Raw genomic sequence first — 22735 nt, forward strand, 5'->3', positions numbered from 1 at the left:
AGCCCGTTGCAGGACACCGCACAATCAAGGTAAACCGCGCACGCATCCCTACCCCTGCCCGCGTTCTAGCGTCTTGGAGCAAACAGTGACCAATATCAAAGTGGCGTTCGTCGGTGCGGGCTATATGACCACCGAGCACATCAAGGCCTTTGCCAGCCTGCCGGACGTGACGATAGCCGGTATCTTCAGCCGTTCGGCCGATCGCGCAGCGCCGCTTGCTGCGCCGCATCGCGCCATTGTGGCCTCGTCGGTGGACGACCTGTATGAAAAGACCAAGGCCGACCTGGTCGTGGTGAGCGTGCCGGAACTGGCAATGGCAGAGATTGCCGGACAGTGCTTCGCGCATCCCTGGCAGGTCCTGCTGGAAAAGCCGGCCGGGTACAACCTTCCCGATGCTCAGCGCATCCGGGACGCGGCGCGATCGGGGGGCGCGACGGTCCATGTCGCATTCAACCGGCGCGCCTATTCCAGTACGCGTTCCGCCCTTGCGCAGCTTTCGGACGCCGACGGCAAGCGATTCATCAAGGTGCTGGACCAGCAGGACCAGGTTGCGGCCCGCATTCATCACGGACAGCCGGAGCTGGTGGCGCAGAACTACATGTTCGCAAACTCCATCCACGTGATCGATTATTTCCGGGTGTTCGGCCGCGGCAGCATTGTTGCGGTAACCCCCGTAGTGGCATGGAACCCGGATGCGCCGGGACTGGTCGTCGCGAAGGTGGAGTTTTCAAGCGGCGACATCGGGATCTACGAAGGCATCTGGGACGGCCCCGGCCCTTGGGCCGTGTCCGTCTCGACGCCGGCAAAGCGCATAGAAATGCGCCCCCTGGAGCAGGGCGCGGTTCAATTGCGCGATACCCGCGCGCAGATTCCCCTGGAGCTGAGCGACGACGACAAGACCTACAAGCCCGGTCTACGTTACCAGGCGGAACAGGCCCTGCTGTCGGTGCGCGGGGAGCCGGCTCAGCTGGCCGATATCGACGACTCCCTGCAGTCGATGAAGCTGGTCGCCGATATTTTCGGCTTGGCGGGATGACGGCCGGCAAGGCCATCCTGGCCGAACCGGAGATCTCAGCCAGGATCCAGGAGTTTGAACAGCGCTACGACGCGTTCTCCATCGTCGAGGGTGGCGTGTCGTTGTGGCGGCTGATGCGATTTGAGACATCGGTGCAGTTGCAGAATCTGGAGCTCAAGCGCGCACCGATCCCCCGCTCGCGGCTTCTGCTGTCGCTGCCTCGGGCCGCCTGGCAGTTTGCGACGGCCCAACAGGGCTATCGCTACATCTGCAAGACGTCCAATTCAGGCCTGCGCGATCGGCGGAACGGCACCTATCGCGATGTGTATTTCGACGACCTGATCGACGCGGTGCCTGGCGGCGCTCTGTTTTCTTCGATCGATGCTGCTGGATTCGAAAATCCGAGCCGCCGGGCACACCGCCAACCAGTCTTTGACGATACCGCCCTTGTCGTGGCCAGCGCCGTCATGGGGCGTTTTCTGGGACAGCGGCCGCCCTCGTCCTCCAGCACGCGCCTGTCCCAGGCGATCACCGAAGGCCTGGGCCTGCCTGATTTCACGCCGCGCCGGGTGCAGCGGAAATACGATGTGTTTCGATACCGCGCGGCCCTGTATCGAAGCGTGCTCCGGCGCTTCAAGCCCGAAAGTGTACTGGCGGCAAATACAGGTCTGCACTCGCTGATCGCCGCGTCACGTGCCCTTGGCATTCCCTATGTGGAGATCCAGCACGGCGATTTTGGCGTGCATCATCCGGAATCCATTCCGGCATCGGCGCTTGCAGCGGATCCGTCCAGCCTGTTGCTGCCGGACCGATTGGCGGTGTTTGGCCAACGTGACGTCGACCGCCTGTCTGCCACCGCCCTGGGTCGGTTGGGACGGTTACGGGTAACCGGCGCTCCGGCAATTGCCGCCGGACGAGCCCTGCGGGAGACCCGCTTTCGGCCAGACCACGCGCTACCTGTGGTCACCTTCACCTCACAGGGTTTTGCCCGTGAACTGGTGGACCGGTTCATCACCGATTTCCTGTCCGCCTATCGGGAACCGGTGCGCTTCGTGGTCCGCCTCCATCCAGGATATGATGGCGATGGTGCCAATTACCAAGCCATCGCCGCGCATGATCCGCGACTGGTCGTGATGGCCGGTGACGCGATACCCCCCACGCACGAGATCATCGCCCTTTCCGACCTGCACCTGAGCATATCGTCGACCTGTCACTATGACGCGCTGGGCATCGGAACGCCGACGGCGGTTCTTGGTCTGCCGGGGCACGCAAGCATGGCCGAACTGGTGGACACGGGGGTCGCGCCGCTCGTAGGGTCACCCGAACAACTGGCCATCATGTTGAGGGAGCGCCGCTGGGGCGTGGTCACGCCGGAGCAATCAAGCTACTTCTTCGGACCCGGATATATACAGAACATGCTTGAATTGCTGCAGGAGCGGGATATCGAAACGCCATGATCACGATCATTGATTACGGCACCAGCAACCTGGGCTCGATGACCAATATGCTGCGCAAGATCGGCCAGGTCTCGCGCATCGCTTCGGCGCCGCGGGACCTCGAGGATGCCACCAAGATCATCGTTCCCGGCGTGGGCTCCTTTGACGCCGGGATGCGAAAGCTGACGGAGTCCGGCATGATTCCGCTGCTCACCCGCAAGGTGCTCGAGGAACGCGTGCCCACGCTGGGCGTTTGCCTGGGCATGCACCTTATGACGCGCGGCAGCGAGGAAGGTGACCTTCCCGGCCTTGGATGGCTTGCGGCCCAAACCGTGCGCTTCGATCAGAAGGCGGACCCGACCCTGCGGGTGCCGCATATGGGTTGGAATGAGGTGACGGCCGTCAAGGAGAGTGCAGTCACTGCCGACATGGCAGAAGAGACCCGCTTCTACTTCGCGCATTCCTACTTCGTGCAGCCAGACAGTGTATCCGATGTGCTGCTGGAAGCCCGCTACGGGGCCACGAGCTTTGCGGCAGCCGTGGCACGGGACAATATCGTGGCCGGTCAGTTTCACCCCGAAAAGAGCCATAGGTTCGGGATGTGGCTGCTCAAGAACTTTGCGGAGCGTTTCTAATGCTCAAGACGCGAGTCATCCCCACCTTGCTGCTGCGCGAAGGGGGCCTGGTCAAGACCACGGCATTCCGGGCACCCAAGTATGTCGGCGACCCCATAAACGCGATCAAGATATTCAACGACAAGGAAGTCGATGAACTCATCCTGCTCGATATCACCGCCACGACAGCTTCCAAGGGGCCTGCCTTCGACACGATTGCCGATATTGCCGGTGAGTGCTTCATGCCCGTGGCCTATGGCGGCGGCATCAGCACCATCGAGCAAATGCGCCGTATCCTGGGCATCGGCATCGAGAAGGTGGTGATCAACTCGGCCGCCATTGCGAGCCCTGACCTGATTGCCGCGGCGGCGCGTGAGTTCGGCAGCCAGGCGGTGGTGGTGTCGATCGACGTCAAGAAGACACTGTTCGGGCGCTATGAAGTGCGCAGTCATTCGGGAACCAGGGGCACCGGGCTGGATCCCGCGACATGGGCGCGCAAGGTGCAGGACATGGGCGCTGGCGAGATCATGCTGACCAGCATCGAACGCGACGGCACGATGGCCGGGTATGACCTTGACCTGATCCGGAGCGTCGCGGCGGTGGCCAACGTTCCCCTCATCGCTGCCGGCGGCGCGGGCAAGATCGCCGACTTCGGCGCGGCGGTCGCCAGCGGCGCCGATTCAGTAGCGGCCGGCGCCATGTTCGTATTTCACGGCCCGCACCGCGCCGTACTGATCACCTACCCGTCACGCGGCGACCTCAAGGCGGTGATCTGATGCCGTTTCGGTATATCGTCGCCTTCTGCTTCGTAGCGCCGCTGATCGGCGTCATGGCGATGGAAGGTGGTACCTACGGCGCCTCGGTCATGCAGAAGGGCTACGCTAATCACGCCACCATCGCCTTCTGCGCCGGGATTGTCGCTTTCCTGGCCACGTTGCTCCTGACACGGGAGTTCAGCGTCTTTCGGTTCGACTGGCTTCGCGCGCGCGCTGCCCAGCTGCCCAGTGATCGCGTCTGGATCCTGGCCACGGCATCCCTGGTGGCCATGGCCCTGTTCACCCTGTTCGTTTCGGGTGGAATCAACGTGGTCCTGCGCACCGTCGGGCGGGGTGACTTTCGCAGCGCGCTGGGCGACACAGGCGCCCTCAGTTACCTCATTCTCAAATACTACTCCCCGGCCATACTCGCCTATCTGGCGCTGATCTATTCGCGGCGGCCATGGTACGACGCCATGATTCCGCTGGCCGTTCCCGCGATTGTCGTCGCGCTCATTGCGCTGTCGTTCGGCTTCAAATCCGGGGTTGTGCTGGCATTTCTGCCGGCAGTTGTGGTCTATTTCTGGCGCGTTTCGGGCTGGCTTCTGGTTCCCCTGTCTGGGGCTGCCCTGGGGGGGATCGCCCTCGGCTACCGTTTCTTTGACGGCTTGTCCGACCCGATGGTCATACTGGGCCGGTTGTTCTACCGGCTGACGGTGCTGCAAGGCGACGTCGCCTGGAAGATATGGGACCTGCATCTGCGCGGCGAAGACCTGCCCGGCTATCTCTCGCAGCTGCCCGCGATCTTCGGGGACCGCGTATTCACGCTGGTGACCGGCATCGATCGCAGCATGCAGTTGGACTGGGTCCTCACCCATTTCGGCCTGCTGACCACCTACTTGTCCGGCTATCCGATCAATATCATCATGGCGGGGCACAATAATACCGCCACAATCTTCTCTGAAGGCGTGCTGCTGGGCGGATTGAGCGGGGTGCTCGCGATCTCGGTGCTGGCTGGGCTGCTCACGGCGGCCCTTTATCGGTTCATCGACGTGTGCCTGTCGCGCCATCGCTATGTCGAAGCCTCGCTGGCGTCGAGCTACTTCGTGTTCGCGCTCATGGCATGGTTGCTGGGCGGCGGGATCACGGCGATCCTGCACATTTCCATTCTTGTCGGGCTCGTGACGGGTTACTTCCTGCTCAAATTCATCGAAGGGCGGCGTCTGGATGCCAGCGCCGAAATCTATGCAACATAAGACCTGTACGCGCTGCATCATGGATACCACGGACCCGGACATCACCTTCGATGCCGACGGGGTCTGCAGCCACTGCCACCGTTACGACCGTGTTGCCGGGCAGCGCCTCGTGCCGCTGGAGCAGCGCAAGGAAAAGCTGGCGGAGCTGGTGGCCGAGATCAAGGCGGCCGGCAAGGGCAAGAAATACGACTGCGTCATCGGCGTCAGCGGGGGCGTCGACAGCACCTATGTCGCCTATATCGTCAAGGAACTCGGCCTTCGGCCGCTGGCGATCCATCTGGACAATGGATGGAATTCCGAGCTGGCCGTGGCCAACATCCAGAAAACGCTGGAGACGCTGGGCATCGACCTGCACACCCACGTCATTGACTGGATGGAGTTCCGCGACCTGCAGCTTTCCTTCCTCAAGGCGGCTACCCCTGACGGAGAGGTGCCGACCGACCATGCGATCTTCGCCCTGCTCTATGAAATGGCGGCCAAGCACAATCTCAAGCACGTCATTACAGGGACCAATGTGGTGTCGGAGGCGATTCTGCCGGAGAAGTGGGGCTACGGCTACTTCGACTGGACCTATATCAAGGATGTCCACAAGCGCTTTGGCACCTCCCGACTGGCGAGCTACCCGCATTTCTCATTAGCGCGGCTGGGCTACTACGTGTTCCTGCGCAAGATACGGCTCGTTTCCATCCTGAACTTCGTCGACTACGACAAGAAAGTGGCGATGGACGTGCTGCAGAACGAGCTGGGCTGGGTCTATTACGGCGGCAAGCACTACGAGTCGATCTACACGCGCTTCTACCAAGCCTACCTGCTGCCGCGAAAATTCGACATCGACAAGCGGAAGGCCCATTATTCGAACCTGGTGCTTTCGGGCCAGATGACACGTGAGCAGGCCCTGGCTGCCATGCAGGAGCCGGTCTATCCGGAAAACCTGCTGGTTGAGGACCGCGATTACGTGACCAAGAAGCTGGGCTTGAAGGCTGACGATCTTGCAGCCATCGTGGCTTCTCCCAACAAGACCTTCGAGGACTACAAGACCAGCCATAGCCTGTTCGAGACCGCCAAGCGGCTGGTCAATGCGACCCGCCGGTATATTGGCTGACCCTTCATGCGTTATCGCGCAGACATCGATGGTCTGCGGGCGGTTGCAGTTGGCGGCGTGCTCGCATTTCATTTCGGCTTGTCATTCGGTGATGCGCGGGCCTTGCCGAGCGGCCTGCTCGGTGTCGACGTCTTCTTTGTTATCTCGGGCTACCTGATCACCCGGCACCTGCTCGAGCAGGACATCAGCGCCGGTGTGGTACTTGATTTCTATCGCCGCAGGGCGCGGCGTCTGCTGCCAGCCCTCTATCTAGTATGCGCGGCCACGTTGCTTGGCGGCTTCCTTATCCTCCCGCCGGAGGCGCTGCTGGCCCTGGCGCACAGTGCGCTGGCGGGTCTGCTCTTTGTCTCCAATCTCTACTTCTACTGGACGACCAACTACTGGTCCGAGGCCGCGGACCTCACGCCCCTCATTCATCTCTGGTCGCTGTCCGTCGAGGAGCAGTTTTACCTGCTCTACCCGCTAGCACTGTTTCTCCTCGGCAGGAGCAGGCGCCTACTGCTTATCGGCCTGGCGCTTGGCCTGGCCGTTTCGCTCACGGCGGCGCTGGTTATGGGAGCTGAGTCACCAGCGGTCTTCTATTTGGTTGTTTTTCGCATGTGGCAGCTTCTGGCCGGCGCGCTCGTCGCCTTGCTGCATGTGCGGCTCTCCGCACCGATGACCTTCAGGGGCCAGGGTGCCCTGCCAGCTCTGGGCCTTGCGCTGATCGTCGGAGCCTTTGCGCTGGGCGGAAATTATGGCGCCAATGTCGCCGCTGTGTCTGGATCGGTCCTGGTGATAGCTTTTCGCCGTAGCGGCGGGCTCGCCACGCGCATCCTGTCCTCGCAGCCGTTCGTGGCTGTCGGCCTTATCTCTTATCCGCTTTACCTTTGGCATCAACCGGTGCTGGCCCTTGCGCGCCAATACTCCCTCATCGATCTCGATGGCTTCAGCCGAACGGGCCTTTTGGCCCTGTGTCTGGTGCTTGCCGGCCTCACCTGGCGATTCATCGAAATGCCCGTTCGCCGCGGCAGGACATTGTCGCCGAAAGCCTGGATTGATGTGGCCCTGGCCAGCAGCGCGCTCATCATTGTGTGTCTGGGGATTGTTGCCTTCCGTGGTTTGCCACAGCGTTACAATGAGGAGCAACAACTGTTGCTGCAGGCAGCAGCAGAGCGCGGCACGACCGTGCTGGCTAACCAGGATTGCCAGAACCGCTCGATCGAAAAGCCATGCCTGATCGGCGCAACCGGGGCCCCCGTGACATGGGCGGTGCTTGGTGACAGCCATGCAGAAACCTTGGCAGACGCTTTGTCAGCCCTGCTGTCCGACAACGGGATTGCTGCACAATTCCTGACCTATCCCGGCTGCCCCTTCGTCATTGGCGTGGAGCCCGTCTTCGGCACCGACGAATGCGCGGACTTTGCCGCCGCTGTGCTTGCCAGGTTGCGTGCGGAGCAGGTCAAAACCGTTATCATCCATGATCGTGGCACAGCCTATTTCGTCGGCACGCGGTTCGATAATGGCGAAGGCGGTGTCGAACCAGGTGAACCGTTTGCAATGCAGCCAGCGGGCATGCCTGGCCTGGACGACGCGACGCGCATCGCCCGCGTCAACGCGCTCTGGGACAAGACGATCACCACGCTGCTCGAGAACGACATAGCCGTCATCTACGTCGCGCCAGTACCCGAGGTGGGGTGGCATGTTCCGCGCATAGCGGCACGCTTGGCTGCTCGAGGCGGTGTTCCACTCACCACGAGCCGGGCGCGCTATCTCGAACGTCATCACGACCTTCTGGCCATGGTGCGGGAACATGATAGCCAGGGAGGTTTCATCGCAATCTATCCCGAAGCGGTATTTTGTGACGCAGGCGATGGGCGTTGTCAGACGCAGCAAAATGGCCAACTGCTCTACACCGATACCGATCACCTGAGCCGGGCGGGCGGGAAGAAGCTTGTCGATGCCATCGGCAATGACATGAAAGTGCGCAACCTGATGAACGCGAGCCGCCAGCAATGAAGGTCCTCTATATCCACATGATCGGTGCCTTCGGTGGTGCCTCAAGGAGTCTCTCCGAAGCCATAGGCGCCTTCCCACCCGGCACGGTCGAGCCCCGGTTCGTGACCGCAAGAGGCAGTGTGGAGCGCTTTTTTGGCGCTCTTGGACCGGTCATCAGCGCACGCGGCATCACGCAGTTCGACAACACGCGCTACAGTTACTACCGCGGCCTGCGCTGGCTGGTCATGCTCAGGGAACTGGCCTATCTGCCATCAACTATTGTCGCATTATATCGAGCCCGATCGCAGTGGCCGGATATAGATCTCATCCACGTCAACGAATTCACGGGGCTCGTTCCCTGGCTCATTGCGCGGCGCTTGTTCAAGGTGCCGACCATCGTGCATGTGCGCTCGGTGGCGCGAGGCGGCCAGTCCTGGCGCACACGCATGATCTCGGCCCTGCTGTCGCGGCAGGCCGAGGCGGTGGTGGCCATCGACGAAACCGTGCGCGAGAGCCTGCCGGCCGACCTGCCCGTCACAGTCATCCACAACGCCTTCTCGCCGAAGAACGTGCCGATCGATGCGCCCCCGCTCGTCATGCCTCAGGCCTTGCGCCCCGACACATTCAAGGTTGGCTTCGTGGGCAACTTGCTCAAGGTCAAGGGCATAGGCGAACTGATCGAGGCGGCGGGCATGCTAGCCCGACGCGGCCACGACCTGGAGTTTCTGATTGTCGGTGACGATGCTGCGCCGTCCAGAGGTCTCAAGGCCCGCCTGCTGAACTCCCTGGGTCTGGGGCAAAACATGAAGGCCGAGGTGCTCGCGGAGATTGACCGGCTGGGCATAAAGGAAAATATTCACATGCTCGGCTTCAGTCCGCGCATCGCAGAAGCCTATGAACAGATGGACGCCCTGTGCTTTCCCTCGCATTTCGACGCTCCCGGCAGGCCCATATTCGAGGCCGCGTTCGCTGGTGTGCCTTCCATCGTCGCCCTGCGCGCACCCAAGCCTGATACTCTGGTGAATGGCGTCACCGGCCTTGCGGTGCCGCCACGAGACGCTGCTGCGCTCGCCGACGCCATTGCGCGTCTGGCGGAGGACCCACAACTCGCCAAGACCATGGGCGCTGCCGCTCGAGCGATGGCGCATCGGAATTTTGACCCTCGCACCAATGCGGCGCTGCTGCTCAATGTCTACAGGTCCGTGCTGACTGTGGCCGCGGGCCAATCAAGGCAGTAAACGCGCTCGCCTTGGCCGCGAAACCGCGTCTCTGCCCTTTGCCCGAGCGGCTTGCATACGCCCGGCAATGCAGATACCTCCTCCCGACAAATACGTTGTCGTTTCGAGGCGAGTTTTCGGATGTCCCAGGCTAGGGTAGCAATCATCGGCGTCGGCCGCATGGGTATGCGGCATGCATCGGTAGTGGGGGATCTCGGGCTGTCGCTGGAAGCGGTAAGCGATATCCTCCCCGATGCGCTGAGCGCGGCGGGAACGAAGCTCGGGCTTGGCGCCGACCGGCAGTATACCGACCCCTTCAGACTTATCGATGAGGTCAGGCCGGAGGTGTTGATTGTCAGCACCACGGCCCCGACGCATCGCGACCTGGTGGTGCATGCGGCACGGTCGGGCGTGCGGGCCGTGCTGTGCGAAAAGCCAGCGGCAACGTCCATCGCTGCCTGCGACGCGATGATCGAGGCCTGTCTCGACAGCGGTACTAGGCTGGCCATCAATCACCAGATGCGCTTCATGGAGCAGTATCAGAAGCCAAGGGATCTGGTGAACAGCCCGGCCTATGGCGGCCTGGGCAGCGTGATCGTCAGCGCCGGAAATTTCGGCATGGCCATGAATGGAACGCATTACTTCGAGATGTTCAGGTACCTGACCGACGAAGCCCCAGTGAGTGTCAATGCCTGGTTCTCACCCGAGGCGCTGCCGAACCCGCGCGGTCCGCAATTCATCGATGCCGCGGGGTCGGTGCGAATGACCACCGCCTCGGGCAAACGCTTCTATCTGGATTGTTCGCCCGACCAGGGTCATGGCATGTTCGTCACATACAACTGCCGCAATGGTCGGATCGATATCGATGAACTGAGTGGGCAGATGACAATGACGGTGCGCGATCAGGAACATCGAGATCAACCAACGACGCGCTATGGCATGCCCTACTCCGTCACGGTTGCGGCAATCACCCCCGCCGACGCCGTAGCTCCCACCCGCTCCGTGCTGGAAGCGTTGCTGGCTGGTGCAAACTACCCCACGGGCGAGGACGGTCGGCTGGCCATGCAGGCACTGGTAGCGGCGCATATTTCCAACAAACGAGGCGGTTCGACAGTCCGACTGGACGATCCGGAAATCGCCTCCTACGGCGACCTTCCCATTGCCTAATTCAGATCGCGCACCAGCAATGCCATTCCTCGGTCACCTGCGCAGGCTGGCTTTCGGCTGGATCGACGGCCTCTTGCAGACCATCCACAATGCGCGCCTGACCTTCCGGCTGTCGCGCAGCAACTGGTCGATGATGGCAGGGTTCATCGTCCTGGCGCTGCTCAATGCGCTCACCGACAGCTTCTCGGTCATGCTGATCGTGCCCTTGCTGCAGTCGTTCTCCGTCGACTCCGTATTTGGCGGTGTGCCGTTTCTCGAGCAGATCGGGGCGCTGCTCCAGCCACTAGATCCAACCAGCAGGCTTCGATGGGTTGCCCTGCTCATCCTGTTCATCCTGGTGGCCAAGGGTATCCTGCAATACCTGCTCGACGTCATTGTCTACATCATGCCCCTGCGGGTCGAGCGGGACCTGCGCATCCGCGCTTTCATGGCGATCATGGAGAGCCGGCTGTCGTTTGCCGAGTCGCTGACTTCGGGCGAAACCGGTAACTTCACCGCCTCGTTCCCCGCACGAGCCGGCATCGCTGCACGTTTCCTGATGCAGTTGATTGCCGCGGTCATGACGATTGTCCTTATCCTGGGGCTGTTGCTGGCCATCACACCGACCGCACTGATGGGACTGGCTGCATTTGCCATCGTTGCCTCCGCATTGTTCCGCGCCATTACCGGGCCATTGTCGCGCCGGCTCGATACCCAGCTCACGGAAAGCCAGGAGCGCTTTACCCAGGCGTATTTCGAGGCGGTGAATAACAAGCGCACCATCCGCATCTTCAATGCGACCGAGATATTTTTGGGTCGCATCCGCAAGCTTCTCGAGACCCTGCGCACGGTGCAGGCACAAACCATCGCCGTGCAGAACGCCACCTATCCGTTCTTTTCGGTCCTTGCCGGGTTGCTGGTCTGCCTGGCTGTTTTGGTCGCATCTTTCTACCAGCCGGAAACCTCGCAATCGCTTCTGGGCATCCTGCTGGTCTTTCTGGTTGCCGCCACGCGGTTGCTCGGGCCGTTCAGCATCCTGCACATTGCCAACATGCACTTTGCCATTCACTCCGAGGCCGTGGTTCAGATGACCCGCTTCCTGGATCAGGCCGCGGCCAATGTGGACACAGACGGCGTGCTGCCGCTGCCATCGGATCGTCCGCGGATCGAGTTCCGCGATGTCAGCTTTGCCTATCCGGGGTCGGAGACGGGTGTCCGCGATCTGTCCCTCACGATCAATCCATCCGAGTTCGTCGCCATCGTCGGGCCCTCCGGCGCTGGCAAGTCGACCATTTTCCATCTGATATCGCGCCTGCATCGCCCGTCATCGGGGCAGATACTGATCGACGACGTTCCGCTGGACGATCTGGCGGTGCGCAACTGGTGGGACTGTATCTCGATCGTGAGCCAGGACGTCCCGATCTTCAACGCGACCGTGCGCGACAACATCCAGTTTGGTGTCGATGAGGAGCCCGACGACCGGCGAATCATGGAGGCGCTGGCGCTGGCTTCGGCCGACGAGTTCGTCAGCCGGATGCCAGATGGTCTTGAGACCCGGCTTGGCGAATTCGGCTCGGTCCTGTCTGGCGGTGAGCGCCAGCGCCTGGCGCTCGCCCGCGCTTTCTACCATCGCAAACCAATCGTCATGCTGGACGAGGTGACAAGCCAGCTCGATGCTATCACCGAGCAGCGGGTGGCCGAAAGCATCAGGCGACTGCATGCCGACGGCTGCACTATCATCGCGATCGCCCACCGTTATTCGACGGTTCGACAGGCAGATCGTCTCCTCGTCCTGGACAAGGGGCAGTTGGTGGATGCCGGCACGCCTGGGGATTTGACTCAGCGGAACGAATTCGTGCAGGCCATGGCGCACGGCACCGCCTAGCCGCACCGGGATGGATCATCCGATGCGAATACTGGTCTATCTCGATACCCCCCGCCAGCGCTCCTACGTCGCAAGTGTCAAGGTTGCGGTCTCCGGCCTGGAGAACGCCCGGGTATTGGCGGGCGGCCCCGGCGCGACAGAAGGCTACTTCGAGCTTGCCGACGACGCCGACCTCTCCCTGGTCGCCAAAGGGCCACACGTGTCCTTGGCTACCCGGATTCGGCGCGCCTTGCGAGATGGATGGATCGGGCGGCACGTCGGCTATACCCAGCTCCTGGAGGCGACACGAGCCACACGGCGACGCCTGCGAGCTGCGGCAAAGGGGCGAGGCACGACCATCAAGTCCCTTCGGCGGCGGCTGGTGATGGCGTTGCGCCCGGTCTGGGAAGCCTTGATGGTGGCTGCCCCTGTGATCAAACGGCCAGGCCAAGCCATTCAGACCGCCCTGCGGCGTTATGCGCGTGCCGTCCGGGGCATCAGCCCCATCCGACTGTTGCAGAAGCAGCATCAGCGGCTCCGGGCCCTGCCATCACCAATGCGGCAGATCGCCATGTTTTGGTCCCGTGCGACGTTCGCAATCGCCGCCGTCGGCACCATCGCCCTGAATTCGTTCGGTATTTCCCGGCAGGTACTGCAGCGCCGTATCCATATCCACGAAGCGACACAGCTGATCGAGCGCGCGCGTCCGCACGTAATCGTGGTGATGGAGGATAATGCGGAGGGTCTGACCGGGGTGATGACCTTCGCGGCGAGGCGAGCCGGCATCCCCTTTGTCGTGCTGCCCGACTACATTCCCAACCCCATCGAGCCGGCAACCTACTACTGGGACTCGCGGGCTCATCAGGTTCGTACCGTGCTCGACTGGCTGGTGGCGACTGCCTATCCCAAATGGGCCTACACCCATAGCGGCCGCAGGATGATCCGGCTGCCCTCCCCCACGATACTGGCCTACCACCTGTTGGGATGCGATCCCCCCGCCCCATGGATACTCAACTCCGGCTATGCAAACGCCATTGGCCTCGACAGCACGGCCATGTGGACGCACTATCACAGTCTCGGCTTCCGCGAGGACAAGCTCAGGATCATCGGCACGGCGCAGGATGATCGACTTCACGCCCGTTTCAGCCAGCGGGCTGAATTGCGAGCGGCGCTGATGCGCGATCTGGGCCTGCCGGCGGATCGTCCTGTCCTATTGTGTGCATTTCCGCCGGACCAGTATGCCAGTTCCGACACCGGCAGCTTCGAGTATCGAAGTTACGCCGACCTGGTGGCGGCATGGTTCGCCGAACTCGCGGCGATTTCTGACCGCGCGAATGTGATAGTGCGGCCGCATCCGCGCACCGAACCCGGTTTCCTGGAACAAGCCTGCCCCCCCGGGGTCCGCGTCATATGGACACCGACCGAGGACCTGATCCCAATCTGCGACCTTTATGTCGCCTCGGTTTCGACCACCATACGCTGGGCGCTGGGGCTGGGCCTGCCGGTGCTGAACTATGATTGCTACCGCTACTCCTATGGCGACTTTTCCGCGGCCAAGGGCGTTCGGGAATGCACCGACAGGTCAGCCTTTTCGAGGAATCTGCAGGACTTGGCCCACGACACCACTGAGTTGGCAGCGCGATCGCTGTCCGATCGTCATGCCTGGGGACAGGTCGATGGCCAATTCGCCAGTCGCCTGAGACACCTGCTGGAGGAAGCGTCCGAGGACGTCTCCAAGCCCGAACCTACGCACACGGTGCCGCAGGTGTCGGGCGCGACGCATATACGCGCCGTCCTCGCCCGGCTGCGATCACAACGCTGACCCGTTCGTCAGGCCCGGCGGCCAAAGCTGAAGGCGCGGCTGAGTCTCCGGAGCTTTTCCGCCCCTGAAGTGGTGCGGGCGGCGCGGCGAACAGCTTCGCGCCCGAATGCAAAGCAGAGCACCAGGAAGATGGCCCCTCCCACGCTGGCCACCATGACGGCCCTCAGGCTCTGGGGGATTGGCGCTGTCGGCAGGCTCGGCGCGGAAACGACAATTCCGCCGCTCCCCGCCAACTTGGATTCGACGTCCAGCAGTTCAGCCTCACGCTTTGCCTGCTCATCGAGCAGCAAGACGACAGACCGCGCGTAGAGCTCGCTTTCGGCACCTGGAAGGGTGCCATCCGCCTCCTGCGCCAGCTTGGTGCTGATCAGCTCGAGGTTTTCCAGAGCCTTGATGATGCGCTCCCTTGAGCGCTGGAGAATTTCGGTTCCGGTGGCATCGGGTGCAACCTCGGCCATGAAGGCCTTGATCACGGCATCGAGGCCAGCCTGGGCCGCCGGCGGCGACTCGGCCCGGAACGAGACAGAGTATGGCTGCGTGGGCTCCAGCGCAGGTTCGGCATGGGTCAGGTCAAGGTTCCACATCGCGCTGTCGACCCCCGTTCGCTCCAGGAAATCGGGAGCCGAGAAAAGGGCCAATTGCGCGGCATCCAGCGATACGATGGCATTGGATTGATAGATCTTTGGCTGCAGCTGAAAATAGCCAAAGCCCGCCAGCACCGCGAGGATGCAGGCGATGGCAAGCATTTTCCAGGCCTCGGCAACGACGACGATGGCGTCCAGCAAGCCAAAGTACGCATCGGACGGGGCCGGCTGTGTCTCACTGTCGTTGTTCAATGCAAACCTCCCAGGCGAGCCATCAGCGATCTCGCCAGCCAAAAACGTCGATCGCACCGTTAGCGTGATCCTTCGCGGGGGTACAGACCCGTTCGGCATTTGTGCCTTTTTTCGATCCCGAGTGGCCAAAAACCGTTTTCATGGTAATGGGAACCGCGCCCATTCAAGCGGGCTAAACGATTTGAACTCCGACCAGGACACAGCATAGTGGCGGACATCTTCCAGGACTCGTGCCTGATGGTTACGGGCGGTACGGGCTCATTTGGCGATGCAGTTCTCCGTCGCTTCCTTGATTCGTCCGTACGCGAAATTCGCATCTTCAGCCGCGACGAGAAGAAGCAGGATGACCTGCGCAAGCTCTACGCCAGCGACAAGCTCAAGTTCTATCTCGGCGACGTGCGTGACCCGCAAAGCCTGCTTGCAGCAACAAGGGGCGTCGACTTCATCTTTCACGCCGCGGCGCTCAAGCAGGTTCCGTCCTGCGAATTCCACCCGATGGAAGCGGTCAAGACCAACGTCCTGGGCACCGAAAACGTGCTGGAGGCCGCCATCGCCAATGGCGTCAAGCGCGTTGTGTGCCTCTCGACCGACAAGGCAGTCTATCCCATCAATGCCATGGGCATTTCCAAGGCGCTGATGGAAAAGGTGATGGTGGCGAAGTCGCGGGAGCTTGGCCAAGGCCAGACCGTGCTCTGCGGAACACGCTACGGCAATGTCATGGCGTCGCGCGGGTCCGTCATCCCCCTGTTTGCCGAACAGATCAGCAGTGGGCGGCCCATCACCATTACCGACCCGCAGATGACTCGCTTCATGATGAGCCTGGATGAGGCGGTCGAACTGGTCATCTATGCCTTCATCAACGGGCAGAACGGCGACATTTTCGTACAGAAGGCGCCGGCGGCAACCATCGGAACTCTTGCCACGGCCATGGTTCAGATGCTGGGTGTGCCCGAGCACCCGATCGACGTGATCGGCACCCGCCACGGCGAGAAGCTGTTCGAGACCCTGCTTAGCCGCGAAGAAATGGCCGGCGCCATGGACCTGGGGGAGTATTATCGGATCCTCCCTGACCTGCGGGATCTCAACTACGCCAAATATGTCGATGTGGGGGAGGCCCGTATCGCCGAAGCTGCCGAGTACAACTCGCACAATACGCGCCGTCTCGACCTGCCCGCCATGAAGAGCCTTCTGGGGAGCCTCGACTATATGCAGGAGCTACTCGCGCAGCGCGGAGCGTCCACATGACTGTTGTGGCCGTCACAGGCGCCAGCGGCTTCATTGGACGCAACCTGGTCCTGCGGCTGCGCGAGCTGAACCACAAGGTGGTGAGCATTCCGCACCAGGCCGATGATGCCGCCCTGCTCGCCGCACTGGGCGGCGCGGAAGTCGTGTTCCACCTGGCTGGGGTCAATCGGCCGGAGACCACGGGAGAATACGAAACCGGCAATGTGGGCATGACGGACCGTTTGGTCGCTGCCATGCGCCAACTGCCCACGCCGCCTCCCGTCGTCTACGCATCCTCGATCCAGGCCGCAGCAGACAATCCCTATGGTCGCTCCAAAAGGGAGGCCGAGGCGCTGATCACGGGCTATGCGCAGCAGACCTCGGTCCCCGGCTGGATCTTTCGGCTGCCCAACGTCTTCGGCAAGTGGTGCCGACCGAACTACAACTCGGTCGTGGCGACCTTCTGCCACAATGTATCGCGCGGCCTGCCGCTGACCATCATCGATCCGGCCGCAATTCTGAAGCTGGTCTATATCGACGATGTCGTCGAGCATTTCGCCGCCATAGCGGCGGCGCCGCTGGACAGTACGATCGCGTCGGAAATTGCCCCGATATACGAAACGACAGTGGGCGATCTGGCACAGCAGCTCCAGATCTTCCGCGACAGCCGGACGACCCTGCTGACCGGGGCGGTCGGGACCGGTTTCCTGCGGGCCCTGCACGCCACCTATGTCAGTTATCTCGAGCCGGCCAATTTCGCCTATCCGCTCAAGGCCCATAGCGACCCGCGCGGCATGTTCGTCGAGATGCTGCGGACCCCCGACAGTGGCCAGTTCTCCTTCTTCACGGCACATCCCGGCATTACGCGCGGGGGCCATTACCATCACAGCAAGACGGAAAAGTTCCTGGTCGTACAAGGACATGCCCGATTTGGCTTCCGCCATGTGCTGACCGACGAGGTCTTTACGCTCGAGACTTCAGGCGAAACCCCCACCGTCGTCGAAACCGTGCCGGGCTGGTCCCACGACATCACCAATATTGGGCAGGAAACGCTGCTGGTGATGCTGTGGGCGAATGAACTCTTCGACCCGCAGCGCCCGGATACCGTTCCCGCGAAAGTCCTGCCCGAATGAAGAAGCTCAAGGTCATTACCGTCGTTGGCACACGCCCGGAAATCATCCGGCTGTCCCGGGTCATTGCCCGCCTCGACAGCGCCTGCGAACATGTTCTCGTCCATACCGGACAGAACTATGACTACGAACTCAATGGCATATTCTTTGCCGATCTGGGCATCAGGCAACCCGACATATTCCTTGAGGCAGCTGGCGGCGGCGCCGCCGAAACCATTGGCAAGATCATCATCGCCTTCGACAAGGTGCTGGCCGAGCAGCAGCCTGACGCGGTGTTGATCCTGGGGGACACCAACAGCTGCCTGGCGGCCATACCGGCCAAGCGTCGCAAGGTCCCCATCTTCCACATGGAAGCAGGCAATCGCTGCTTCGACCAGCGGGTGCCCGAGGAGACCAATCGGCGCATCGTCGACCACACCGCCGACATCAACATGCCCTATTCCGACATTGCGCGCGAATACCTGCTGCGCGAAGGCCTGCCGCCCGACAGGATCATCAAGACGGGCTCGCCGATGTTCGAGGTGATCAACCACTATCGGGCGGCCATCGAGGCCTCGACAGCGCGCGAGGACCTGGGTCTCGCGCCTGGTGGCTACGTCGTGGTGAGCGCGCACCGCGAAGAGAACATCGATTCCGAGATCAACTTCGCCAAGCTGGCCGCGGTCCTCAATGGCGTGGCGGCGCAATGGGACCTGCCCGTGATCGTCTCAACGCATCCGCGGACGCAGAAGCGGATCGACGCCGCCGGGACCACCTTCCACCCCAATGTCCGGCTGCTCAAGCCAATGGGGTTCACCGACTATGTGCATCTGCAGATGCATGCGCAGGTCGTGCTGTCCGATAGCGGTACGATCACCGAGGAGTCGTCCATCCTGAACTTCCCGGCGGTCAACATCCGCGAAGCCCATGAGCGGCCGGAAGGCATGGAGGAGGGAGCGGTCATGATGACAGGCCTGGACCTCGAGCGTATCCTGCAGGCGATGAGCATTCTCAAGAGCCAAGGGCGCGGCGAGCAGCGCACGCTGCGCCAGGTGGCCGACTATTCCATGCCGCAGGTGTCCGAGAAGGTCGTTCGGATCATTCACAGCTACCGCGACTACGTGATGCGGACCGTTTGGCGGCAGACGGTCTGATCCATGCGATTGCTCGTCGTCAGCCAGTATTTCTGGCCTGAGAATTTTCGCATCAACGATCTGGTGGCCGAGCTTGTCCGACGCGGACACCAGGTCACGGTGCTGACGGGCGAGCCGAATTATCCGGCCGGCGAGATTTTCTCAGAGTATCGCAGCGACAAGGGCGCCTTCGCGAGCTTTGCGGGTGCCGAGGTGATTCGCGTGCCGCTTCGCCCCCGGCACAAAGGCAATTTCAACCTGGCACTGAACTATCTCAGCTTCGTGGTATCAGCGAGCCTGTGGGGGCCCTTGAAGCTGCGCGGGCGCCGTTTCGATGCCATGTTCGTCTATCAGCCGTCGCCCGTCACCGTCGGCATCCCGGCCATGTTGATCAAGGCGATCAAACGGGTGCCCGTGGCCATGTGGGTGCTCGACCTGTGGCCACAATCGCTGTCCGCGGTTGGCGTCACGCAGTCGAGCGTCATTCTGGGCTTGGTGGACGCACTGGTGCGCGTGATCTATCGCAGCGTCGACCTGATCCTGGTCCAGTCCCGCAGCTTTGTCGCGGAAATCTCGCGACAGGCGGGCGGCGCGGAGAAGATCGCCTATTTTCCCAGTTGGTCCGACGACCCGGGATCGGAAGCACCTGTCGAGCCAGCGACCGAGGTTCCAGCTTCGGAGGGCCGGTTCTCAATCATGTTCACCGGCAATGTTGGTGACGCCCAGGACTTCCCGGCAATCCTCGATGCTGCGGAACTGCTGCGCGACGAGCCCGTGCGTTGGCTGATCGTGGGAGATGGCCGCCGGTCCGAGTGGCTTGCCGACGAAATCGCTCGCCGCAACATGGAGGACCGGATCCTGCTGCTCGGCCGTCACCCGCTCGATCGCATGCCATCCTTCCTGCTGCATGCCGATGCCGCGCTCGTGGCCCTGCGCCAGGAGCCAGCCTTTGCCATGACGATACCGGGCAAGGTGCAGACGTATCTGGCAGCCGGCAAGCCCATCCTGGCGATGATCGATGGTGAAGGGGCCGAGGTGGTTCGCATGGCCGGTGCTGGGTTTGCCGCACCGGCCGGCGATGCTGCGGCCCTCGCCAGGGCGGTTCGGCAGATGATGGCAATGCCCGCCGAGCAGCGCATCAGCATGGGCCGTAGCGGCCGGGATTTTGCGCGCCGCGAGTTCGATCGCGATACTCTGGTCGACCGTCTGGAAAGCCAGCTCAAGCAACTGGTGGACAGCAGCGGAAGGCGCGATGGCGTTGCAGGAACGTGAGGGCTGGCACGATTGCCACTCTGCGCAGAATTCGCCTTCCAGCCCCGGGCAAATTATGATTAACGGTGGCACGGTTCATTGCGGCCTGCCCGAATTCGAGGTAGCGCCAACCAGATGTTTCGCTGGCACCCGGGCCGGCCATGCTTTTGTGACTGAAGAAGGAACCTTGAATGGAACGGATCCCATCGCCGCGCGGAGTTGACAAGAGTCAGTTTTCGGCCGACCTCACCGACCCCGGCACGATGTACGGACTCCCGCAGGAAGTCGTGTTCTGCAAGCGCTGCGTTATTTCCAACCAGCGCCCCAATTCGGCGGTTGAGTATCAGCACACCAAGGCCTCCAAGAAGAAGACGATCCATTTTGACGAAGAGGGCATTTGCGACGCCTGCCGCTTCGCCGAGCGGAAGAACCAGGTCATCGACTGGCAGGAGCGCGAGCGCGCTTTGGTCGAAGTCTGCAACCAGCATCGCAGCAAGGACGGCAGCTATGACTGCATCGTCCCGGGCTCCGGCGGCAAGGACAGCTTCTACGCGTCCCACATCCTGCGCACCAAGTATGGCATGCACCCGCTGACCGTTACCTGGGCGCCCCATATCTATACCGATTGGGGCTGGAAGAACTTCCAGAGCTGGATTCACGCTGGCCACGACAACATGCTGATGACGCCCAATGGCCGCGTGCATCGCCTGCTGACCCGCCTGGCCGTGGATCTGCTGTTCCACCCGTTCCAGGCCTTCATGTTCGGCCAGAAGTCGCTAGCGCCCAAGATGGCGCTGCTGCACAAGATTCCGCTGGTCTTTTATGGCGAGAACGAAGCCGAATACGGCAATCCGATTGCCGACACCGAGACCGCCAAGCGCGACTGGTCCTATTTCACGGCGGCCGACCAATCCAAGGTGCATCTGGGCGGCGTATCAGTGACCGACCTCAAGAGCCAGTTTGGCGTCGTCCATCAGGACCTGCTGCCCTATCTGCCGGCCGATCCCAACCAGATCGAGGAGCAGAAGGTCGAGGTGCATTACCTCGGTTACTATCTCAAGTGGCACCCGCAAAGCGCTTACTACTACGCCGTGGAACATGGCGGCTTCATTCCCTCGCCGGAGCGCACGCCGGGTACATATTCGAAGTATAACAGCATCGATGACCGCATCGATGACTTCCACTACTACACCACCGGCACCAAGTTCGGCCTGGGCCGCGCCAGCTATGATGCGGCGCAGGAAATCCGCTCGGGCGACATCGACCGGGACGAAGGCGTGGCGCTGGTGAAGCGCTTCGACCACGAGTTCCCCGAACGTTTCGCTGACGAGATCTTCCGCTATCTCAGCATTCCGGAAAACGAGTTCCCCGAAGCGAGCAAGATGTTCGAGGAACCCATCATGGACCGCGACTACTTCACCCGGCTGACCGACACCTTCCGCTCGCCGCATCTGTGGAAGTGGCAGGACGACAAGTGGCAGCTTCGCCACGCCGTCTGGCACCAGTAAGCGGCCCCGGAATTGCCTGCCGCCTCCACCGGAGCGGCAGGCATGGAAGTGAGATCGAATGAGCAATCTGCGCATAATTCCCCGCCTGGACATCAAGGGAAAGAACCTGATCAAGGGTGTCCAGCTCGAGGGCCTGCGCGTCATGGGCGACCCCAACGAGTTCGCGCTGCGCTACTACGAGGCTGGTGCGGACGAGTTGGTCTTCATGGACATCGTGGCCAGCCTCTATGGCCGCAACAACCTGTCCGACATCATCTCGCGCGCCGCCGACCAGGTTTTTATCCCGATCACTGTTGGCGGGGGCATCCGCTCGACCGACGACGCGCGCCATATCCTGCGCTCGGGCGCGGACAAGGTGGCGATCAACACCGCCGCGGTCGCCCGCCCTGCCCTGATCTCCGAAATTGCCCACCATTTCGGCTCCCAGGCCATGGTCCTCTCCATCGAGGCCAAGCAGGTTGCGCCTGGCCGGTGGGAGGTTTTCACGGATAATGGCCGAGAACGCACAGGCCTGGACGTGCTCGAATGGGCGGTCCAGGGCGTTTCGCTGGGCGCCGGTGAAATCCTGCTGACCTCTGTCGATCGCGAGGGCACCCGGAAGGGTTTCGACGTGGACCTCATTCGCAAGGTCAGCGATGCGGTGACGGTTCCCGTGATTGCCAGCGGCGGAATGGGAACGCTGGACCACTTCGTGGCGGCTGCGACAACGGGGCGCGCCGACGCTGTCTCGATGGCCCATGTGCTCCACTACAAGACCCTGGCCTTGGGTGAAATTCGCGCGCGCGCGTTATCCGAAGGCCTGGGAGTAAGGCAGATATGACCACCTCCCGCAGCGTTACCCTGCTCGACTACGGCATGTGCAACATGCTCAACGTTGCTCGCGCCTTCGAACGGGCCGGCGCGGACCTCAAGGTCACAGACGACCCGCGCGACGCGGCAGTGGCCGACCGGCTGGTCGTCCCCGGTGTCGGCGCCTTCGCCGACAGCATGGTTGAAGTGACGCGTCGGGGCCATGGCGACGCGATCAGGGCTTTTGCCGAAACCGGTCGGCCGCTCTTTGGCATCTGCGTCGGCATGCAGATCCTGTTCGAGGGCAGCGAAGAGTTTGGCGACAGCCCCGGCCTGGGCGTCATCGCGGGCCGCGTCATGGCGGTGCCCGCGCAGACGACAGCTGGTGTCCCGCAGCGCGTGCCGCATATCGGCTGGAACGAGTTGCTCATTCCGCCGTCCCGCAACACCTGGGACGGTACCATCATGCAATCCCACGTGTCGAAGGCCCCGGCGGTCTACTTCGTCCACTCCTTTGTCCCGCACCCGGCGGACCCCAGGGACAGGCTGGCCGATTTCGACTATGGCGGGCATCGCCTGTGCGCGGCGATCAAGCGGGACAATATCACCGCGACGCAGTTCCACCCGGAACGCAGCGGCGATGTGGGGCTCGCCTTGCTGGGCAGCTTCATTGGCTCCTGA

Annotated in this window: 19 protein-coding genes; 18 read left to right on the top strand and 1 reads right to left on the bottom strand. The window is 62.2% G+C overall.

The features are described from left to right. Positions 1–85 precede the first annotated feature (85 nt). From IH615_RS12360 to IH615_RS12410, 11 genes are read left to right on the top strand one after another with little or no spacing between them, the layout of a single operon-like run. Positions 86–1036: a Gfo/Idh/MocA family oxidoreductase gene (locus tag IH615_RS12360; RefSeq protein ID WP_291362176.1), complete on the top strand. Its 951-nt coding sequence runs from the start codon at positions 86–88 to the stop codon at positions 1034–1036. Continuing rightward, a complete protein-coding gene (locus IH615_RS12365; protein ID WP_291362177.1) occupies positions 1033–2472 on the top strand; it encodes a hypothetical protein in 1440 nt (479 codons plus the stop codon). The genes IH615_RS12360 and IH615_RS12365 overlap by 4 nt, the downstream gene beginning before the upstream one ends. Then, complete coding sequence (gene hisH, locus IH615_RS12370) at positions 2469–3086, top strand: imidazole glycerol phosphate synthase subunit HisH (protein WP_291362178.1); 618 nt, start codon at positions 2469–2471, stop codon at positions 3084–3086. Before IH615_RS12365 ends, hisH (IH615_RS12370) begins: the two co-directional genes overlap by 4 nt. Further along, on the top strand, positions 3086–3841 hold the full coding sequence (locus IH615_RS12375; protein WP_291362179.1) for an AglZ/HisF2 family acetamidino modification protein: 756 nt from the start codon (positions 3086–3088) through the stop codon (positions 3839–3841). Before hisH (IH615_RS12370) ends, IH615_RS12375 begins: the two co-directional genes overlap by 1 nt. Further along, on the top strand, positions 3841–5076 hold the full coding sequence (locus IH615_RS12380; RefSeq protein WP_291362180.1) for a hypothetical protein: 1236 nt from the start codon (positions 3841–3843) through the stop codon (positions 5074–5076). The genes IH615_RS12375 and IH615_RS12380 overlap by 1 nt, the downstream gene beginning before the upstream one ends. Continuing rightward, positions 5066–6178 carry an N-acetyl sugar amidotransferase gene (locus IH615_RS12385; RefSeq protein ID WP_291362181.1) on the top strand — a complete coding sequence of 371 codons (1113 nt, stop codon included), beginning with the start codon at positions 5066–5068 and terminating at the stop codon, positions 6176–6178. The genes IH615_RS12380 and IH615_RS12385 overlap by 11 nt, the downstream gene beginning before the upstream one ends. Before the next feature lie 6 nt (positions 6179–6184). Next, positions 6185–8176 carry an acyltransferase family protein gene (locus IH615_RS12390; RefSeq protein WP_291362182.1) on the top strand — a complete coding sequence of 664 codons (1992 nt, stop codon included), beginning with the start codon at positions 6185–6187 and terminating at the stop codon, positions 8174–8176. Next, complete coding sequence (locus IH615_RS12395; RefSeq protein WP_291362183.1) at positions 8173–9393, top strand: glycosyltransferase family 4 protein; 1221 nt, start codon at positions 8173–8175, stop codon at positions 9391–9393. The genes IH615_RS12390 and IH615_RS12395 overlap by 4 nt, the downstream gene beginning before the upstream one ends. 51 nt (positions 9394–9444) lie before the next feature. Continuing rightward, positions 9445–10539: a Gfo/Idh/MocA family oxidoreductase gene (locus IH615_RS12400; protein ID WP_291362184.1), complete on the top strand. Its 1095-nt coding sequence runs from the start codon at positions 9445–9447 to the stop codon at positions 10537–10539. A gap of 19 nt (positions 10540–10558) precedes the next feature. After that, positions 10559–12403 carry an ABC transporter ATP-binding protein gene (locus IH615_RS12405; protein ID WP_291362185.1) on the top strand — a complete coding sequence of 615 codons (1845 nt, stop codon included), beginning with the start codon at positions 10559–10561 and terminating at the stop codon, positions 12401–12403. 22 nt (positions 12404–12425) lie between these two features. Beyond that, complete coding sequence (locus IH615_RS12410) at positions 12426–14204, top strand: hypothetical protein (RefSeq protein ID WP_291362186.1); 1779 nt, start codon at positions 12426–12428, stop codon at positions 14202–14204. An 8-nt stretch (positions 14205–14212) separates the two neighbouring features. Here the strand turns inward: IH615_RS12410 and IH615_RS12415 are convergent, their stop codons facing one another. Continuing rightward, positions 14213–15040, bottom strand: coding sequence for a hypothetical protein (locus IH615_RS12415; protein ID WP_291362187.1), 828 nt, complete (start codon positions 15038–15040; stop codon positions 14213–14215). Between the two features lie 216 nt (positions 15041–15256). Between IH615_RS12415 and IH615_RS12420 the strand changes: the two genes are divergently transcribed. The 7 genes from IH615_RS12420 to hisH (IH615_RS12450) all read left to right on the top strand — a co-directional run bounded on the left by IH615_RS12420 (position 15257) and on the right by hisH (IH615_RS12450) (position 22735). Continuing rightward, the gene (locus IH615_RS12420; protein WP_291362237.1) at positions 15257–16285 is read left to right on the top strand and encodes a polysaccharide biosynthesis protein; all 1029 of its coding nucleotides are present in this window, start codon (positions 15257–15259) and stop codon (positions 16283–16285) included. After that, positions 16282–17397: an NAD-dependent epimerase/dehydratase family protein gene (locus IH615_RS12425; protein WP_291362188.1), complete on the top strand. Its 1116-nt coding sequence runs from the start codon at positions 16282–16284 to the stop codon at positions 17395–17397. Before IH615_RS12420 ends, IH615_RS12425 begins: the two co-directional genes overlap by 4 nt. After that, on the top strand, positions 17394–18527 hold the full coding sequence (gene wecB, locus IH615_RS12430) for a UDP-N-acetylglucosamine 2-epimerase (non-hydrolyzing) (protein ID WP_291362189.1): 1134 nt from the start codon (positions 17394–17396) through the stop codon (positions 18525–18527). Before IH615_RS12425 ends, wecB begins: the two co-directional genes overlap by 4 nt. A gap of 3 nt (positions 18528–18530) precedes the next feature. After that, positions 18531–19778: a glycosyltransferase family 4 protein gene (locus IH615_RS12435; protein ID WP_291362190.1), complete on the top strand. Its 1248-nt coding sequence runs from the start codon at positions 18531–18533 to the stop codon at positions 19776–19778. 170 nt (positions 19779–19948) lie between these two features. Continuing rightward, positions 19949–21265: an N-acetyl sugar amidotransferase gene (locus IH615_RS12440; protein ID WP_291362191.1), complete on the top strand. Its 1317-nt coding sequence runs from the start codon at positions 19949–19951 to the stop codon at positions 21263–21265. A gap of 58 nt (positions 21266–21323) precedes the next feature. After that, positions 21324–22085: an imidazole glycerol phosphate synthase subunit HisF gene (gene hisF / locus IH615_RS12445; RefSeq protein ID WP_291362192.1), complete on the top strand. Its 762-nt coding sequence runs from the start codon at positions 21324–21326 to the stop codon at positions 22083–22085. Further along, entirely contained in the window at positions 22082–22735 is a 654-nt protein-coding gene (hisH, locus tag IH615_RS12450) for an imidazole glycerol phosphate synthase subunit HisH (RefSeq protein WP_291362193.1), read from the top strand. The genes hisF and hisH (IH615_RS12450) overlap by 4 nt, the downstream gene beginning before the upstream one ends.

Source organism: Devosia sp., assembly GCF_014860165.1.
GTDB lineage: Bacteria > Pseudomonadota > Alphaproteobacteria > Rhizobiales > Devosiaceae > Devosia.

Bases quoted from the DNA above. Each gene is read 5' to 3' on its own strand.
- IH615_RS12365 (WP_291362177.1), top strand. From the start codon at position 1,033: ATGACGGCCGGCAAGGCCATCCTGGCCGAACCGGAGATCTCAGCCAGG.
- hisH (WP_291362178.1), top strand. From the start codon at position 2,469: ATGATCACGATCATTGATTACGGCACCAGCAACCTGGGCTCGATGACC.
- IH615_RS12375 (WP_291362179.1), top strand. From the start codon at position 3,086: ATGCTCAAGACGCGAGTCATCCCCACCTTGCTGCTGCGCGAAGGGGGC.
- IH615_RS12380 (WP_291362180.1), top strand. From the start codon at position 3,841: ATGCCGTTTCGGTATATCGTCGCCTTCTGCTTCGTAGCGCCGCTGATC.
- IH615_RS12385 (WP_291362181.1), top strand. From the start codon at position 5,066: ATGCAACATAAGACCTGTACGCGCTGCATCATGGATACCACGGACCCG.
- IH615_RS12390 (WP_291362182.1), top strand. From the start codon at position 6,185: ATGCGTTATCGCGCAGACATCGATGGTCTGCGGGCGGTTGCAGTTGGC.
- IH615_RS12395 (WP_291362183.1), top strand. From the start codon at position 8,173: ATGAAGGTCCTCTATATCCACATGATCGGTGCCTTCGGTGGTGCCTCA.
- IH615_RS12405 (WP_291362185.1), top strand. From the start codon at position 10,559: ATGCCATTCCTCGGTCACCTGCGCAGGCTGGCTTTCGGCTGGATCGAC.
- IH615_RS12410 (WP_291362186.1), top strand. From the start codon at position 12,426: ATGCGAATACTGGTCTATCTCGATACCCCCCGCCAGCGCTCCTACGTC.
- IH615_RS12425 (WP_291362188.1), top strand. From the start codon at position 16,282: ATGACTGTTGTGGCCGTCACAGGCGCCAGCGGCTTCATTGGACGCAAC.
- wecB (WP_291362189.1), top strand. From the start codon at position 17,394: ATGAAGAAGCTCAAGGTCATTACCGTCGTTGGCACACGCCCGGAAATC.
- IH615_RS12435 (WP_291362190.1), top strand. From the start codon at position 18,531: ATGCGATTGCTCGTCGTCAGCCAGTATTTCTGGCCTGAGAATTTTCGC.
- IH615_RS12440 (WP_291362191.1), top strand. From the start codon at position 19,949: ATGGAACGGATCCCATCGCCGCGCGGAGTTGACAAGAGTCAGTTTTCG.
- hisF (WP_291362192.1), top strand. From the start codon at position 21,324: ATGAGCAATCTGCGCATAATTCCCCGCCTGGACATCAAGGGAAAGAAC.
- hisH (WP_291362193.1), top strand. From the start codon at position 22,082: ATGACCACCTCCCGCAGCGTTACCCTGCTCGACTACGGCATGTGCAAC.